A 16017-nucleotide genomic window follows, 5' to 3' on the forward strand; every position below is an offset into this window, starting at 1 on the left:
AGCTGAGGGAGTCCGCCATGACTGACCACGTGTACCGGGTGACCGAGATCGTCGGGTCCTCGTCCGAGAGCGTCGACGCCGCGATCCGCAACGGCGTGGAACGGGCCGCGCGGACGCTGCGCAACCTCGACTGGTTCGAGGTCTCGCAGGTCCGCGGCCACCTGGAGGACGGCCGGATCAAGCACTTCCAGGTGTGCATGAAGGTCGGCTTCCGGCTGGACGACTGACCCGGGCGGCACCGGCGACCCGCCCCGGAAACGGCTGAGGCCGGGGTCCGCGGACGAATCCGCGAACCCCGGCCCCGGGCTGTCCCGACCCGCCTCGAAGTCTCGAACGGTCGGAACGACGGCTCAGTGACCGCCCTGGTCCGCCAGACGCTTGATCGAAGCGGTGACCTCGGCCTCGGCCTCGGCGCGGCCGACCCAGTCGGCGCCCTCGACGGACTTGCCGGGCTCCAGGTCCTTGTAGACCTCGAAGAAGTGCTGGATCTCCAGGCGGTCGAACTCCGACACGTGGTGGATGTCGCGCAGGTGCTCCCAGCGCGGGTCCGTCGCCGGGACGCAGAGCAGCTTGTCGTCGCCGCCCGCCTCGTCCGTCATCTTGAACATGCCGATGGCGCGGCACTTGATCAGGCAACCGGGGAAGGTCGGCTCGTCCAGGATGACCAGGGCGTCCAGCGGGTCACCGTCGTCCGCCAGGGTGCCCTCGACGTAGCCGTAGTCGGCCGGGTAGCGGGTCGAGGTGAAGAGCATCCGGTCGAGCCGCAGACGGCCGGTCTCGTGGTCGACCTCGTACTTGTTACGAGAGCCCTTCGGGATTTCGATAAGGACGTCGAACTCCAACGGTTCCTCCAAGGTAGGGACTGACAGAATCCAAGTGTCTCCTACGGGAGCGAGTGCTCGGGAAAGGGGCCGGTCGGTGGGAGCAGGGGTGGGGGCGGCGCGCCGCCGCAGGGGGACGGCCGCCGGACTGTTCGGGACGGCACTGCTCGTCGTCGGCACCGTCCTGACCTCGGGCGGCGGCGCGTACGCGCAGCCCTCGCCGACCCCGGGCGGCCACGGCACCGCGCACGCCGGCGGCGGAGGCCAGGGCGACCAGGGCCAGGGCCAGGGCCAGGGCGACCAGGGCCAGGACAGCCAGGGCGATCAGGGCGGCCACGAGGGCAAGAAGGGCGACCAGGGCCGGGACAAGGGCAAGTCGCGGCCCGGCGGCGAGAGCCCGACCCGCCGGGCCGAGCCGCCCGCCCCCGGCGGGGGCGACCCGACCGCCGCGCGCCCCGCGCCCGCCACGGCCGCCGTCCTGGCCACCGCGCAGACCGGCCCCGAGGCGGCCCTCCCCACCACCCAGGGCCTCCAGCAGGCGCTGGCCACCGTCCTCGCCGACCGGAACCTGGGCACCGTCACCATCGCCGTCGCGGACGCCGCCGGTGGTCAACTCCTGTACGGCTCCGGCGAGAACACCGCCGCCACCCCCGCCTCCACCACCAAGCTGGCCACCTCCGTCGCGGCCCTGTCCCTCGTCCCGGGCGACACCCGGCTGACCACCCGGGTCGTCAAGGGCGCCACCCCCGGCAGCATCACCCTCGTCGGCGGCGGCGACCCGACGCTGACCGCGCTGCCCGCCGACCAGGTGCAGATCGGCGGGCAGCCCGCCGACCCGGACACCGCCCCCGCCTCCCTCGACGCGCTCGCCCGGCAGACCGCCGCCGCCCTCAAGGCCGCCGGTACGACCACCGTCGCGCTCGACTACGACCTCTCGCTGTACAGCGGCAACCCGCTGCACAAGTTCCACGACGACGACACGAACATCGCCCCGGTCGTCCCGCTGATGATCGACGAGGGCAAGGTCGACCCGAAGAGCCGCGAGGAGGCGCCCAAGCGGGTCGCCGACCCGGCCTCCGCCGCCGCCGAGGCCTTCGCCGGCCTGCTCAGGGCCCAGGGCGTCACCGTCGAGGGCCGGGCCAAGCCCGCCGCCGCCCCGGTCGCCGCCGACGCGCCCCTGCTCGGCCGGGTCGACTCGCCGACCATCGCCCGGCTGGTCGAGCGCATGCTCACCACCTCCGACAACCAGATCGCCGAGGCGGTCGCCCGCCAGGCCGCGCTCGCCGCCCACCAGCCGGCGAGCTTCGAGGGCGCGGCCACCGCCGTCACCCAGGAACTCAGCAAGCTCGGCGTGCCGATGACCGGCGTCACCCTCAACGACGGCAGCGGCCTGCACACCGGCAACGGCATCCCGCCCGCCGTCCTGGTCCGGCTGCTCTGCCTCGCCGCCTCCGACCAGCACCCCGCGCTGCGCCCGGTCCTCACCGGCCTCCCGGTCGCCGGCTTCACCGGCACCCTCACCAAGCGCTACGGCTCCGGCTCCGGCGCCGCCGACGCGGCCGGTCTGATCCGCGCCAAGACCGGCACCCTCAGCGGGGTCAACACCCTCGCCGGCACCGTCGTCGACGCGGACGGCCGCCTCCTCTCCTTCGCCGTCATGACCCGCAGCTCCGCCCCCGTCGACTCCGCCCGGGCCGCGATGGACCGCATCGCCGCCCGCCTCGCCACCTGCGGTTGCCACTGACCGACCGACCCGCCGCAGCGCGGGGGCCGGCCGGACCGCGACGGGCGCGGGTCCGCGTGCGGTGGCCGGGACCGGCCCGCGGAATCGGGGCCGTTCCGGCGGGGCCGGGCACGGTGGTGAGGGCGGGGGCGTTGGGCGGGTGAGGGCGGGCCCGGCCCCGGGTAGGTGTTCGGGGCGGGTGGCTGCCGTTGGCGGAGGCGAGCACGTACGGTGAGGGCATGACGAGCGCGAGTGGCGGGGCTGAGATGGTCGACTGGAACCTCGCGGTCGCAACCGCGACCAGGTTGGTGCGGCCGGGGCCGGAGGTCAGCCGGGCGGAGGCCGCGGCGGTGGTCGCCGAGCTGCGTCGCCACGCCCTGGAGGCGGAGGAGCACGTCCGGGCGTTCACCGGGATGCGGTCGAGCAGCCTGGCGGCCGCCGCCGCGACGCCGGTGCTGGTGGTGGACCGCCCGGGGTGGGTGCGGGCGAACGTGGCGGGCTTCCGGACGATCGTCCAGCCGCTGGTGGAGAAGCTGCAGGCGCGCCGCTCGGGCGGGGCGGCGGCCGGGGTGTTCGGGTCGGTGGGGGAGAAGGCCACCGGGATCGAGGTGGGGGCGCTGCTGGCGTTCCTGGCGACCAAGGTGCTGGGCCAGTACGAGACCTTCGCGCCGGCGGAGCCCTCGCTGGAGGCGCCGGACAGCCCGGCGGCGCTGTTCGACAAGCCACGCACGGGCCCGGAGGGCCCCGGGCCGGGCCGGCTGCTGCTGGTGGCGCCGAACATCGTCCACGTGGAGCGTGAACTGGACGTCGACCCGGCCGACTTCCGGCTCTGGGTCTGCCTGCACGAGGAGACGCACCGGACGCAGTTCACGGCGGTGCCGTGGCTGCGCGACCACATCCAGTCCGAGGTGCAGTCCTTCCTGGCCGAGACGGACGTCGATCCGGGCGCGCTGCTGGAGCGGCTGCGCGAGGCGGCGGGCGCGCTGGGCGGCGGCCTGCCGCGGACGGGCGGCAAGGAGGGCGCCGGCTCGGGTTCGTCGAATCTGCTGGAGGTCGTCCAGTCGCCCGCGCAGCGGGAGATCCTGGGCCGGCTGACGGCGGTGATGTCGCTGCTGGAGGGCCACGCGGACGTGGTGATGGACGGCGTCGGCCCGGCCGTGGTGCCGACCGTCGCGGAGATCAGGGAGAAGTTCCAGCAGCGCCGGGACCGCGGTGCGAACCGGCTCGACCTGCTGCTGCGCAGGCTGCTGGGCATGGACGCCAAGCTGCGCCAGTACCAGGACGGCGCGGTGTTCGTGCGCGGGGTGGTCGAGCGGGTCGGGATGGAGGGGTTCAACCGGGTGTGGACCTCCCCGAACACCCTGCCGACCAAGGAGGAGATCCACGATCCGGCCGCGTGGGTGGCCCGGGTGGCCCGGTAGCGGTGGGCGGCGGCCGCCCCGAGCCGGGCGGCAAAGGGCTTGCGGTGGTCAAACCCGCTCGTACGAGTGGTCCAATCGAGCAGACCGCTGGTGAAGATACGTTTCTCCATTCACCCGAACGTGGGACGGTCGTCGTACCGGGGGCGCGGGTGGCGTAGCGGGTGGCCACTATCTGCCACCATCTGTGAGCGCCCGGTAACACGGCGCTCATGCGGCCGCGCGGCACCACCGCGCTCGCCGCCGTCCTGTCCGCACCTCCCGCCGAGGAGTCGTCCGTGGGCCCTCACCCCGCCGTCGCCGCGATACGCCTGGCCGTCCGCCGCTCGCTCGCCGAGCTGGCCGCCGAGGCCGGTTCCACCTTCACGCCGCCCGCCCGCACGCCCCGCGAGCGCCCGGCCGGCGCCCCGCTGGTGGGCGCCGCGCTCGGCACCACGCTGATCGGCAACGCCGCCCGGCACCCGTCCGGCCTGCCCCGCACCCCGGCGGCCCCCGGCTCGCCGCTGGTACTGGTCGCCGTCAGCGGCGGCGCGGACTCCATGGCGCTGGCCATCGCCGCCGCGTTCGAGGCCCCGAAGATCGGCCTGCGGGTCGGTGCCGTCACCGTCGACCACGGCCTGCAGGCCGGCTCCGCCGAGCGGGCCGCCCAGGTGGCCGAGCGGCTGCGCTCGCTGGGCCTGGACCCGGTCGAGGCCGTCCCGGTGCGGGTCGGCCGGGCCGGCGGCCCGGAGGCCGCCGCCCGGGACGCCCGCTACGCCGCCCTGGACGAGGCCGCCGACCGGCACTCCGCGATCGCGGTGCTGCTCGGCCACACCCGGGACGACCAGGCCGAGACGGTGCTGCTGGGCCTGGCCCGCGGCTCGGGCGCCCGTTCGCTGGCCGGGATGCCGGCCCAGAAGGGCCGCTACCGCCGCCCGCTGCTGGAGCTGGACCGGGCGGCCACCCGGCAGGCCTGCTCGGCGCAGTCGATCCCGGTCTGGGACGACCCGCACAACTGTGATCCCGCCTACACCCGCTCCCGGGTCCGCCACGAGGTGCTGCCGGTGCTGGAGAAGCACCTGGGCGGCGGAGTGGTGGAGGCGCTGGCCCGCACCGCGCGGCTGTTCCGCGACGACGCCGACGCCCTCGACCAGTGGGCCGCGCTGGCCGAACGCGACCTCCGTACGGGCGAGGGCGCCCTGGACGCGGTGAAACTGGCCGAGCTGCCGCCGGCGGTGCGCCGCCGGGTGCTGCGCCGGGCGGCGCTGCGGGCGGGCTGTCCGGCCGGGGACCTGTTCGCGCGGCACCTGGAGACGATCGACCTGCTGGTCACCGGATGGCGCGGCCAGGGCCCCCTGCACCTACCCGGGGGCGTCGAGGCCACCCGCAGGTGTGGCACGCTGGTCTTTCGGCGGCAGGGTGACTGACGGGCGAGGCATGCCCGGGGGTGGCCGGCCGCCGGCCACAAAGACCCCGAACGTTTGAGGACGTATCCCCGGTGGACCAGAACGACATGGGCGCTGACCTCGCGAAGGTGCTCATCAGCAAGGACGAGATCGACGCCAAGCTCCAGGAGCTGGCCGAGCGCATCGACCGGGACTACGCAGGCAAGGACCTGCTGATCGTCGGCGTCCTCAAGGGGGCCGTGATGGTCATGGCCGACCTCGCCCGGGCCCTGCACTCGCAGGTCACCATGGACTGGATGGCCGTCTCCTCGTACGGCATGGGCACCAAGTCCTCCGGTGTGGTCCGCATCCTGAAGGACCTCGACACCGACATCGCGGGCCGGGACGTCCTGATCGTCGAGGACATCATCGACTCCGGTCTGACGCTGTCCTGGCTGCTGGGCAACCTGGGCTCGCGCGGCCCGGCGTCGCTGGAGGTCTGCACCCTGCTGCGCAAGCCGGACGCGGCCAAGGTCGAGATCGACGTGAAGTACGTCGGTTTCGACATCCCGAACGAGTTCGTGGTCGGCTACGGCCTGGACTACGCGGAGAAGCTGCGTAACCTCCCCTTCATCGGGACCCTCGCCCCGCACGTCTACGGCGGCTGAGAGCCCCGTTCGGGCTACGGGTGGGAACAGCAGGTGGTTCCCGCCCGTTGTCCCGTGGGGAAGAACCACAGCCGTGTCGCCGCGCTCCCGTCATGGACGGGCGTGACTGCGGTACGGTCCAATAAACCGCTCTTCACATGAGCACCAACCGGATGCGCCGCGGCCCACAGCCACACGGCGCCGTTGAGTGGCAGGAGGGACGGGGCGGCAACGCCCCGCATGGATGGACGTCAAGCGATACTTCCGTGCGCCGATCATGTGGATCGTGCTGGCCGTCCTCGCCGTCATCGTACTGATGCAGGTCGTTTCGGATTCGAACGGCTACAAGACGGTGGACACCGGTCAGGTGGTCGCGGCGATCGACGCGCACGATGTCAAGTCTGCGCAGCTCACCACGGGTGACTCGAACACGATCAAGATCCAGCTGAAGGACGGCGCGAAGCTGCCCGCCGCCGGTTCGGGCAAGGCCCCGTCCGGCAGCAAGTTCCAGGCGTCGTACATCGGCGACCAGGGCGTCGCGATCGCCGACAAGCTGCAGATCCAGATGAACGACAAGGACCCGAACACGCTGTCCGAGGGCTACACCGTCAGCCCGGAGAAGCAGAGCACCCTCGTCAGCCTGATGCTGTCGATGCTGCCCATCGTGATCATCGTCCTGGTCTTCCTCTTCCTGATGAACCAGATGCAGGGCGGCGGCTCCCGCGTCATGCAGTTCGGCAAGTCGAAGGCCAAGCTGCTCACCAAGGACACCCCGAAGACGACCTTCGCGGACGTCGCGGGCGCCGACGAGGCGGTCGAGGAGCTCCACGAGATCAAGGAGTTCCTGCAGGAGCCGGCCAAGTTCCAGGCCGTGGGCGCCAAGATCCCCAAGGGCGTGCTGCTCTACGGCCCGCCCGGCACCGGCAAGACCCTGTTGGCGCGCGCCGTCGCGGGCGAGGCCGGGGTGCCGTTCTACTCCATCTCCGGCTCGGACTTCGTCGAGATGTTCGTCGGCGTCGGCGCCAGCCGCGTCCGCGACCTGTTCGAGCAGGCCAAGGCGAACGCCCCGGCGATCGTCTTCGTCGACGAGATCGACGCCGTCGGCCGGCACCGCGGTGCGGGCCTCGGCGGCGGCCACGACGAGCGCGAGCAGACCCTCAACCAGCTGCTGGTCGAGATGGACGGCTTCGACGTCAAGGGCGGCGTGATCCTGATCGCCGCCACCAACCGCCCGGACATCCTGGACCCGGCGCTGCTGCGCCCGGGCCGCTTCGACCGCCAGATCGCGGTGGAGCGCCCCGACCTGCAGGGCCGCCTGGACATCCTGAAGGTGCACCAGAAGGGCAAGCCGATCGCGCCCGACGTCGACCTCTCGGCCGTCGCCAAGCGCACCCCCGGCTTCACCGGCGCCGACCTGTCGAACGTGCTCAACGAGGCCGCGCTGCTGACCGCCCGTTCGGACAAGAAGCTGATCGACAACGGCATCCTGGACGAGGCGATCGACCGCGTCGTGGCCGGTCCGCAGAAGCGCACGCGGATCATGTCCGACAAGGAGAAGAAGATCACCGCGTACCACGAGGGCGGCCACGCCCTGGTCGCGGCGGCCTGCCAGTACAGCGACCCGGTGCACAAGATCACGATCCTGTCCCGCGGTCGGGCCCTCGGCTACACCATGGTGCTGCCGGACGAGGACAAGTACTCCACCACCCGCAACGAGATGCTCGACCAGCTGGCCTACATGATGGGCGGGCGCGCGGCGGAGGAGCTGGTCTTCCACGACCCGACCACCGGTGCCTCGAACGACATCGAGAAGGCCACCGCGACGGCCCGGGCCATGGTCACCCAGTACGGCATGACCGAGCGCCTCGGCGCGATCAAGTTCGGCTCGGACAACTCGGAGCCGTTCCTGGGCCGCGAGATGGGCCACCAGCGCGACTACTCGGAAGAGGTCGCCGGGCTGGTGGACGAAGAGGTCAAGAAGCTCATCGACGCCGCGCACAACGAGGCCTGGGAGATCCTGGTCGAGAACCGCGACGTGCTCGACAACCTGGTCCTGGAGCTCCTGGAGAAGGAGACCCTGAACAAGGAGCAGATCGCCGAGATCTTCGCGCCGATCGTCAAGCGCCCGCACCGCGCGGCGTGGACCGGCTCGGCCCGGCGGACGCCGTCCACCCGGCCGCCGGTGCAGTCGCCGAAGGAGCTGGCGGTCACCAACGGTGCCGCCGCCGCCGTGGAGGCCGCCCCGGTCGACATCGTCAAGCTCCCGCCGCTGCAGGCACCGGAGCGCCCGGCCGAGAGCTGACCGCTCCGGTACGGAATGGATGCCGCGTCATCAGGGTTTGTACCCTGGAGGCGCGGCATCCGTGCTGTCCAGCCCAAGTCGTCCCACACCTAAGCGAGGCCCGCATGATCGACCCGGTGACGCTCGACGGTCCGCCCGCCGTCGGGACCTTCGACCAGAAGCGGGCCGAGAACGCCATCCGGGAGCTGCTGCTCGCCGTGGGCGAGGACCCGGACCGCGAGGGCCTGCTGGAGACCCCGGCCCGGGTCGCGCGCGCCTACAAGGAGATATTCGCGGGCCTGTGGCAGGAGCCCGAGGACGTCCTCACCACCACCTTCGACCTCGGCCACGACGAGATGGTGCTGGTCAAGGACATCGAGCTGACGTCCGTCTGCGAGCACCACCTGGTGCCGTTCCGCGGCGTGGCGCACGTCGGGTACATCCCGTCCAGCAGCGGCAAGATCACCGGCCTGTCCAAGCTCGCCCGGCTGGTCGACGTCTACGCCCGCCGCCCGCAGGTGCAGGAGCGGCTGACCAGCCAGGTGGCCGACGCGCTGATGCGCATCCTGGAGCCGCGCGGGGCGATCGTCGTCGTCGAGTGCGAGCACATGTGCATGTCGATGCGCGGCATCCGCAAGCCCGGCGCGAAGACCATCACCTCGTGCGTGCGCGGCCAGCTGCGCGACCCGGCCACCCGGGCCGAGGCCATGAGCCTCATCATCGGGCGGTAGGCGCCCTCAGAACACCCCGTGCTCCGCGTGCGGCGGAGCCGGGGTGCCCAGGGCGTTGCGGCGCTCCGGCATCCGCAGCGAGACCATCCGGCGCCACCCGAAGGCCCGGTCGTACAGGTAGAGCGCGTGCACCCCGAGGGTGACCAGGGCGAGCTGCCAGCGCGGCCAGCGCAGGATCCGCGCCATCCGGGACGTCACCGCCAGGCCGACGTCCCGGTGGGTGCGGATCTCGCCGCGGGCGCAGGCCTCCAGGGTGTGCCGGACGTACGGGCCGTGCCCGGCCGCGACCAGCCGCAGCAGCTCCTCGTGGCAGTACGCCAGGTGGTCGTCCTCGTCCGAGGAGATCATCCGCATCGCCCGGTCGAGGTCCGGGTTGTCGGCGTAGGCCTTGACCAGCTGGCGCATCTGCTCGGCGGCCCGCTGCTCGGTGACCCGGCTGTGCGCGAGGTAGGTGATGATCTCCCGCTCGCTCAGCGGGACGTCGCTCTTCAGCCGCTCGTGCGAGAGGCCGACGCCCTGGCGCTCCAGCAGCATGCAGTAGTCGGCGTCGTCCGGGACGGGCACCTTGGACAGGCCGCGCTTGTTCAGCAGCTGGGTGAAGATCCGGCCGTGCTTGCGTTCGTCGGCACCGTGCCGGGCGACCTTCGGGGCGAGGACCGGGTCCGTGGTGAGGGCGGTGATCCGCTCGTTCTCCCAGCCGCCCTGGTCCTCGCCGCCGGCCGCGATGCTGCAGAACAGCTGGTAGGCCTGGTCGTTCCGGTAGATCTCGTCGAACAGCGATCTGGTGCTCAGCACGGCGCCTCCTGCGCGGACGGGGCGACGCCCGCGGGGATCGGGCGGGCGGTCGCGATACGTTCCCCCCGGCCGCCGGCCGGGCGGGCCGACCGGCGGGTAGTCACTCGCACGCGTCAGCCGAGGTGTGCGCCCGCCCATTCGAGCGAGGCGGGCAGCTCCCGGACCCAGCTGTCGAAGTTGTGCCCGCCGTCGTCCAGGTACAGCGACTCGACGGCGAACTGCGGGTTGGCCGTGGCCACCTGCTGGGCCTGCTCGACGAAGTGGACGGTCTGCGCGTAGTCCGCCTCCTTGCGGGTGGAGACCACCAGCATCGCCAGCTGCGGGGCCGGCAGGTTCTGCAGCCGCCAGGAGAGGTCGCTCTGCTGGGCCAGCGCCTTGTCGCCGTTGAACAGGCTGCCGCCGGTGAACTGGTCCTCGTGCACCGAGAAGTCGCCGTGCAGGCCCACCGCGCTGCCGTAGACGTTCGGGAAGCGCATCGCCAGGCGCATCGCGCAGCTGCCGCCGGTGGAGTAGCCGAAGACGCCCCAGGAGCCGGCCGAGCGGCCGATCCGGTAGGTGGTGCGCAGCGCCTCCGGGACGTCCTTGACGAACCAGGTCTCGGCGCGCGGGCCGCCCGGGACGTCCACGCACTCGGTGTTGCGCGGCGGGGCGACGGTCGGCCGGGCCAGCACCACGATGGTGGGTGGCATCTTGCCGGCCTTCTGCAGCTCGGCGGCGGTCCGGACGACCGGCAGCTCCTTCATCAGGTTGAGCGTCGTGCCGGGGAAGCCGGCGATGGAGACCAGCACCGGGAAGCGGACCAGGGCGAACTTCGGGTCGAAGTACTCGGGCGGGAGGTAGACGAACATCTGGTCGGACAGGCCGGTCTCCTTGCCGGACACCCGGACCGACTCGACCTTGCCGACCTCCTCCGGCGGGCCCTTGGGCAGGTCGGTGACCGTCTCCAGACCCCCCTCGTTCGTCGGCTGGATCAGCGCGTCGCCGGCCGGGGCGCCGCCCTTGTGGTTCTCGTTGCTGGTCAGCGCGAGCTTCGTGCCGCCGGGGTTGAGCAGGTCGTCCCAGGAGGTGTAGAACCCGAAGGAGTTGTTGACCGACAGTGCCAGCACGGCCAGGACGGACGCCTGAGTCACCGTCAGCAGGCCGATCCGGCCGAGCACCGGCAGCGGCCGCTGCCGCGCCAGCCGGGGCCAGATCCACAGGGTGGTGACGAGGGCCGCAGCGCCGAGTGCGAGCAGCGAGTTCACCAGCGCGTCGCTGGTCAGTTCCATGCCGTCGGCCTTCCGGTGGGACACTGTCGGTGCAGGCTTCATCGTCTGGCGGCCCGTCAGGCCGGGCCACCGCAGCTAGGCTGTCCGGACGCCCGGGCGGACCGGGGAGGGCGGGGGGCATCGTCGGCAACCGGCGCCCTAGAATGCGGCGTCCACCGTACGTAACGCGTCCAGGAGGGCTTCGTCGCGCCACGCGGCGACGAGCGCTCCGCTTCCACCACCGGCTCAACCCGCAGCGCGACCACGGCCCCGGTTTACCGACCGTTTCCGGGTCCTTGGTGTGCGCATTGCCTGCAGAAGGAATAGGCATGAAGGTCCATCACGCGCCGCCCACCGGGGCGCCCGGGCACCTCCCCGCAGCCTCTACGCTGAACTCCCATGAGCGTCCCCGTGTCCGTTGAGCCGAGCCCCGAGCAGCCGCCGCGCCGTCGCCGCGGCCTGCAGACGCTGCGCAACCAGGCGGCCGCCGTCCCGAGGTCCTGGCTCCCGAGCGCGGTCGGCTACGCCTGTCTGCTGATCGGGCTGGTCGACATCGCGAGCTCGGTGTTCCCCAAGCTCCGGCACACCAGGATGCACACCTTCGCCGGGCAGCTGCCGGGAGGCACCACCAGCCTGGCCGCGGTCGGCACGATGATGGTCGGCATCCTGCTGGTGCCGCTCGCGCACGCGCTGCGCCGGCGCAAGCGGCGGGCCTGGCGGGCGGTCTGCGTGCTGCTGCCGGTCAGCGCCTCGCTGCACATCGTGCGCTGGCACCAGATCGGCCCGGCGGTCGTCTCGCTGGTCGTCCTCGCGGTGATGCTGGTGCACCAGCGCGAGTTCTACGCCAAGGCCGACCCGCGCACCCGCTGGGGCGCGGTGGTGAACCTGGTCGTCATGGGCGGCCTGAGCGTGCTGCTCGGCCTGGTGATCGTCTGGACCCGCACCAAGTACGAGCTCGGCCACCCCGGCTTCGGCCGGCGGCTGGAGCACGTCGGCTACGGGCTGTTCGGCTTCGAGGGCCCGGTCCGCTACAACAACGAGCGGATGTCCGACCTGGTCGCCATGCTGCTCGGCGGGCTCGGCCTGCTGACCGCCTTCACCACCGCCTACCTCGCGCTGCGTCCGGGCAAGCCCAAGCCGGAGCTGACCGAGGAGGACGAGGAGAAGGTCCGCGAGCTGCTGAAGCGGCACGGCGAGCGCGACTCGCTCGGCTACTTCGCGCTGCGCCGCGACAAGAGCGTGCTGTTCTCGCCCACCGGCAAGGCGGCGATCTCCTACCGCGTCGTCTCCGGCGTGATGATGGCCTCCGGCGACCCGGTGGGCGACGTGGAGGCCTGGCCGGGCGCGATCAAGGTGTTCATGGCCGAGGCCCGCGAGCACGCCTGGGTGCCGGCCGTGATGGGCTGCAGCGAGGTCGGCGGCGAGGTCTGGACCCGCGAGGCGGGCCTGGACGCGCTGGAGCTGGGCGACGAGGCGATCGTCGACACCGCGACCTTCTCGCTGGCCGGCCGGGCCATGCGCAACGTCCGCCAGATGGTCAAGCGGATCGAGCGCAACGGCTACTCCTGCCAGGTGCGCCGGGTCTCCGAGCTGACCGTCGAGGAGAAGTACCGGATCGCCGACGCCGCCGCCCGCTGGCGCGGCACCGACACCGAGCGCGGCTTCTCGATGGCACTCGGCCGCTTCGGCGACCCGCTGGACGACGACTGCGTGGTCGTCACCGCCCACAAGGCCCCGGAGGAGGGCGAGAGCGGCGACGACCTGAAGGCCGTGCTGCACTTCGTGCCCTGGGGGCCGGACGGCATCTCGCTGGAGCTGATGCGCCGCGACCGCGCCGCCGACCCGGGCCTGAACGAGCTGCTGATCGTCGCCGCCCTGCAGGCCGTGCCGGCCATGGGCGTGCGCCGGGTGTCGCTCAACTTCGCGATGTTCCGCTCGGCGCTCGCCCGTGGCGAGCGGATCGGCGCCGGACCGGTGCTGCGGGCCTGGCGCGGGCTGCTGGTGTTCCTCTCCCGGTGGTTCCAGATCGAGTCGCTGTACAAGTTCAACGCCAAGTTCCAGCCCGAGTGGGAGCCGCGCTTCCTGGTCTTCCCGAACACCCGGGACCTGCCGCGGATCGGCTTCGCGGCGATGCAGGCCGAGGCCTTCATCACGCTCGGCATGCCGCGCTTCGGCCGCAAGCGCCAGCGCGAGGGGCTGATGCCGGTGCCGTCGACCCGCGAGGTCGGCGAGGCGGCCTGAGCAGCGCCCCCGCCGCCGATGGGGCCCCCGCCGAGAATCCTCGGCGGGGGCCCCGTTCGATAATGGGGGCATGAACGATTCGCCGTCGTACACCCTGCCGGCCGGACTGCCGCGGCTCGGCCGCTGCGCCGTGATGGGCGTGGTCAACGTGACGCCCGACTCCTTCTCGGACGGCGGGCTCTGGCACGACCCCGCCAAGGCGATCGCGCACGGGCTCGCGCTGCGGGCCCGCGGCGCGGACCTGGTGGACGTCGGCGGCGAGTCCACCCGCCCCGGCTCGCGGCGGGTGCCCGAGGAGGAGGAGCTGCGCCGGGTGCTGCCGGTGGTGCGGGAGCTGTCCGCCGCCGGGGTGGCGGTGTCCGTGGACACCATGCGGGCCTCCGTCGCCGAGCGGGCCGTCGAGGCCGGTGCGGTGGTCGTCAACGACGTCTCCGGCGGGCTCGCCGACCCGGCGATGGCCCGGGTGGTCGCCGAGACCGGCGCACCCTTCGTGGTGATGCACTGGCGCGGGCAGTCCGCGGACATGGACCGGCTGGCCGTCTACCAGGACGTGGTGGCCGACGTGGTCGCCGAGCTGACCGCGCGGATGGACGCGCTGCTGGCGGCCGGCGTCAAGGAGGACCAGCTGATCCTCGACCCCGGGCTCGGCTTCGCCAAGACCGCCGAGCACAACTGGGCGCTGCTCGGACGGCTGGACGCGCTCACCGGGCTCGGCCGTCCCGTCCTCGTCGCCGCTTCGCGCAAGCGGTTCCTGGGTACGCTGCTCGCCGACCCGGAAACCGGGGAACTGCGCCCGGCCCGGGAGCGCGACGACGCGACCGCGGCCGTCTCGGTGCTCTCGGCGCGGGCCGGTGCCTGGGCGGTACGGGTGCACGACGTGTCGGGCACGGCGGACGCCGTCCGCGTGGTCGCGGCCTGGCAGCGTGCGGCTGGGGTGAGGGAGGGTCTGTGACAGGTGACGGCAGGGTGAGCGGCGGGACCGCGGGACGGGCCCGGGAGACGGACCTGGAGGCGGTGCTCGCGGCGAACCGGGCGCTCTACGAGGCGCTGGAGCGCGGGGACCTGGAGGCGGTGGAGGACGTCTGGCTGGGCGCCGCCGACGCCGACGACAAGGGCGGTGTGGTGTGCGTGCACCCCGGCTGGCCGGTGCTGCGCGGGCGGGCCCAGGTGACCCGGTCGTACATGCTGATCATGATGAACACGGAGTACATCCAGTTCTTCCTGACCGACGTCGAGGCGGAGGTGCACGGGGATGTGGCCCTTGTCACGTGCACCGAGAACATCCTCTCGGGGGGCGAGGCCGAGGAGGAGGGGGAACTCGGACCACTGGTCGGCGGAAAGGTCGTGTCGACGAATCTGTTCCGCCGTACCCCGGCCGGGTGGAAGCTCTGGTCGCACCACGGTTCACCCGTCCTGACCAGCGGGGACGAGGACGACGAGGACTGATTCCGGGGGCATTCCCGGAGTGTTCCGGACACGGTGGGGAATCGGTGCCGCCGTGTCGCCGGGGAATTCCCGAGTGGTCACCGAACGTTCACGTCAATCGCCATTCCGGTGCGCGTGGCGACGGTTCGTGCCGGGTAGGACGGTCAGGTGTTGTCCGCGCTCGCGGGTAGATTCGAAACGGAGTGGCGGTTCTGCCGCCCGCCTTTCGCCCTGCCCGTCCGTGCTTCGTTCCTCCGGGCGGGGCCCGTCCGACTGGGAGCAGTGATTCGTTTGCTGGACCGCGTCACCCTGCGGGGGCTGCGTGCCCGGGGCCACCACGGTGTCTTCGAGCGGGAGCGCATCGAGGGCCAGACCTTCGTGGTCGACCTCGTGCTGTACCTGGACACCCGCCCCGCCGCGTCCGGAGACGACCTCACCCGCACGGCGCACTACGGCATCGTGGCCGAGGAGGTCACCGCCATCATCGCCGGGGAGCCGGTCGACCTGATCGAGACCCTGGCTCAGCGGATCGCCGACCAGTGCCTGAAGCACGAGGCGGTCGAGGAGGTCGAGGTCACCGTGCACAAGCCGGACGCCCCGATCACCGTGCCGTTCGACGACGTGACCGTGACCATCCACCGGGGCCGCGCATGACCGCCGCCGCGCGCCCGGTTTCCGATGCAGAGGGATTCCTTCGATGAACAGCAGTGACCCGATCGCCGAGCCGAACGCGTTCGACCTGGAGAACCGGGTGGACTCGGCCGACACCACGCTGCACCGCCAGCACTGCGCGGTGATCGCGCTCGGCAGCAACCTGGGCAACCGGCTGGACACCCTGCAGGGTGCCGTCGACGCGCTCGCCGACACCCCCGGGCTGCGGATCAAGGCCGTCTCCCAGGTCTACGAGACCGAGGCCGTCGGCGGCCCGGAGGAGCAGCCGAACTACTACAACGCGGTCGTCGTGCTGCGCACCTCGCTGCCGCCGCGGGACCTGCTGGAGCGCGGCAACGCGATCGAGGACGCCTTCGGGCGGGTCCGCGAGGTCCGCTGGGGCCCGCGCACCCTGGACGTCGACATCCTGGCCTACGAGGGCGTCCTGAGCGACGACCCGCAGCTGCTGCTGCCGCACCCGCGCTCGCACGAGCGGGCCTTCGTGCTCGCGCCCTGGCTGGACGCCCAGCCGGAGGCCGAGGTGCCCGGGCACGGGCGGGTCGACGCGCTGCTGGAGGCGCTCGGCGGCCCGGCCGCGCAGGGCGTCAAGCTGCGCGAGGACATCCGGCTGACGCTGCCGGAGTAGCCGCTCCGGCGCCGCCCGGCGCCGCCC

Annotated in this window: 15 protein-coding genes; 12 read left to right on the plus strand and 3 right to left on the minus strand. The window is 72.5% G+C overall.

The genetic code is table 11. The features are described from left to right. The first annotated feature begins 17 nt into the window (after nucleotides 1-17). Nucleotides 18-227, plus strand: a complete 210-nt coding sequence (locus ACPC54_RS10225) for a dodecin (protein ID WP_498963287.1) — start codon at nucleotides 18-20, stop codon at nucleotides 225-227. A 123-nt stretch (nucleotides 228-350) separates the two neighbouring features. Here the strand turns inward: ACPC54_RS10225 and ACPC54_RS10230 are convergent, their stop codons facing one another. Further along, complete coding sequence (locus ACPC54_RS10230; protein WP_402979220.1) at nucleotides 351-842, minus strand: inorganic diphosphatase; 492 nt, start codon at nucleotides 840-842, stop codon at nucleotides 351-353. A gap of 76 nt (nucleotides 843-918) precedes the next feature. Here ACPC54_RS10230 and dacB point away from each other — a divergent pair, with 76 nt between their 5' ends. The 6 genes from dacB (at nucleotide 919) to folE (ending at nucleotide 8985) form a co-directional block, all read left to right on the plus strand. Further along, nucleotides 919-2565, plus strand: coding sequence for a D-alanyl-D-alanine carboxypeptidase/D-alanyl-D-alanine endopeptidase (gene dacB, locus ACPC54_RS10235; protein ID WP_498963289.1), 1647 nt, complete (start codon nucleotides 919-921; stop codon nucleotides 2563-2565). A gap of 218 nt (nucleotides 2566-2783) precedes the next feature. Beyond that, nucleotides 2784-3965: a zinc-dependent metalloprotease gene (locus ACPC54_RS10240; protein ID WP_498963291.1), complete on the plus strand. Its 1182-nt coding sequence runs from the start codon at nucleotides 2784-2786 to the stop codon at nucleotides 3963-3965. 275 nt (nucleotides 3966-4240) lie between these two features. Continuing rightward, a complete protein-coding gene (gene tilS, locus ACPC54_RS10245) occupies nucleotides 4241-5368 on the plus strand; it encodes a tRNA lysidine(34) synthetase TilS (protein WP_498963826.1) in 1128 nt (375 codons plus the stop codon). A gap of 71 nt (nucleotides 5369-5439) precedes the next feature. After that, entirely contained in the window at nucleotides 5440-5994 is a 555-nt protein-coding gene (gene hpt / locus ACPC54_RS10250; protein ID WP_045692298.1) for a hypoxanthine phosphoribosyltransferase, read from the plus strand. A gap of 223 nt (nucleotides 5995-6217) precedes the next feature. After that, on the plus strand, nucleotides 6218-8275 hold the full coding sequence (ftsH, locus tag ACPC54_RS10255; RefSeq protein WP_498963294.1) for an ATP-dependent zinc metalloprotease FtsH: 2058 nt from the start codon (nucleotides 6218-6220) through the stop codon (nucleotides 8273-8275). A gap of 104 nt (nucleotides 8276-8379) precedes the next feature. Then, nucleotides 8380-8985, plus strand: a complete 606-nt coding sequence (folE, locus tag ACPC54_RS10260) for a GTP cyclohydrolase I FolE (RefSeq protein ID WP_498963296.1) — start codon at nucleotides 8380-8382, stop codon at nucleotides 8983-8985. A gap of 6 nt (nucleotides 8986-8991) precedes the next feature. Here folE and ACPC54_RS10265 read toward each other — a convergent pair whose 3' ends face one another. Beyond that, complete coding sequence (locus ACPC54_RS10265) at nucleotides 8992-9780, minus strand: ferritin-like domain-containing protein (protein ID WP_498963298.1); 789 nt, start codon at nucleotides 9778-9780, stop codon at nucleotides 8992-8994. A 113-nt stretch (nucleotides 9781-9893) separates the two neighbouring features. Further along, nucleotides 9894-11048, minus strand: a complete 1155-nt coding sequence (locus ACPC54_RS10270; protein ID WP_498963300.1) for an alpha/beta hydrolase — start codon at nucleotides 11046-11048, stop codon at nucleotides 9894-9896. Nucleotides 11049-11426: 378 nt separating this feature from the next. Here ACPC54_RS10270 and ACPC54_RS10275 point away from each other — a divergent pair, with 378 nt between their 5' ends. The 5 genes from ACPC54_RS10275 to folK all read left to right on the plus strand — a co-directional run bounded on the left by ACPC54_RS10275 (nucleotide 11427) and on the right by folK (nucleotide 15990). Next, nucleotides 11427-13268, plus strand: coding sequence for a phosphatidylglycerol lysyltransferase domain-containing protein (locus ACPC54_RS10275; RefSeq protein ID WP_498963302.1), 1842 nt, complete (start codon nucleotides 11427-11429; stop codon nucleotides 13266-13268). A 70-nt stretch (nucleotides 13269-13338) separates the two neighbouring features. Beyond that, entirely contained in the window at nucleotides 13339-14220 is an 882-nt protein-coding gene (gene folP, locus ACPC54_RS10280; RefSeq protein WP_498963304.1) for a dihydropteroate synthase, read from the plus strand. Between the two features lie 14 nt (nucleotides 14221-14234). After that, on the plus strand, nucleotides 14235-14714 hold the full coding sequence (locus ACPC54_RS10285) for a nuclear transport factor 2 family protein (RefSeq protein ID WP_498963306.1): 480 nt from the start codon (nucleotides 14235-14237) through the stop codon (nucleotides 14712-14714). Between the two features lie 273 nt (nucleotides 14715-14987). Then, entirely contained in the window at nucleotides 14988-15347 is a 360-nt protein-coding gene (gene folB / locus ACPC54_RS10290) for a dihydroneopterin aldolase (protein WP_465733775.1), read from the plus strand. Nucleotides 15348-15390: 43 nt separating this feature from the next. Next, nucleotides 15391-15990 (plus strand): 2-amino-4-hydroxy-6-hydroxymethyldihydropteridine diphosphokinase, encoded by a 600-nt coding sequence (folK, locus tag ACPC54_RS10295; RefSeq protein ID WP_498963308.1) that lies wholly within the window; start codon nucleotides 15391-15393, stop codon nucleotides 15988-15990. The last annotated feature ends 27 nt before the right edge of the window (nucleotides 15991-16017 follow it).

The sequence above is a fragment of the Kitasatospora sp. NPDC094028 genome (genome assembly GCF_049543595.1).
In the GTDB taxonomy this organism is placed as follows: Bacteria; Actinomycetota; Actinomycetes; order Streptomycetales; family Streptomycetaceae; genus Kitasatospora.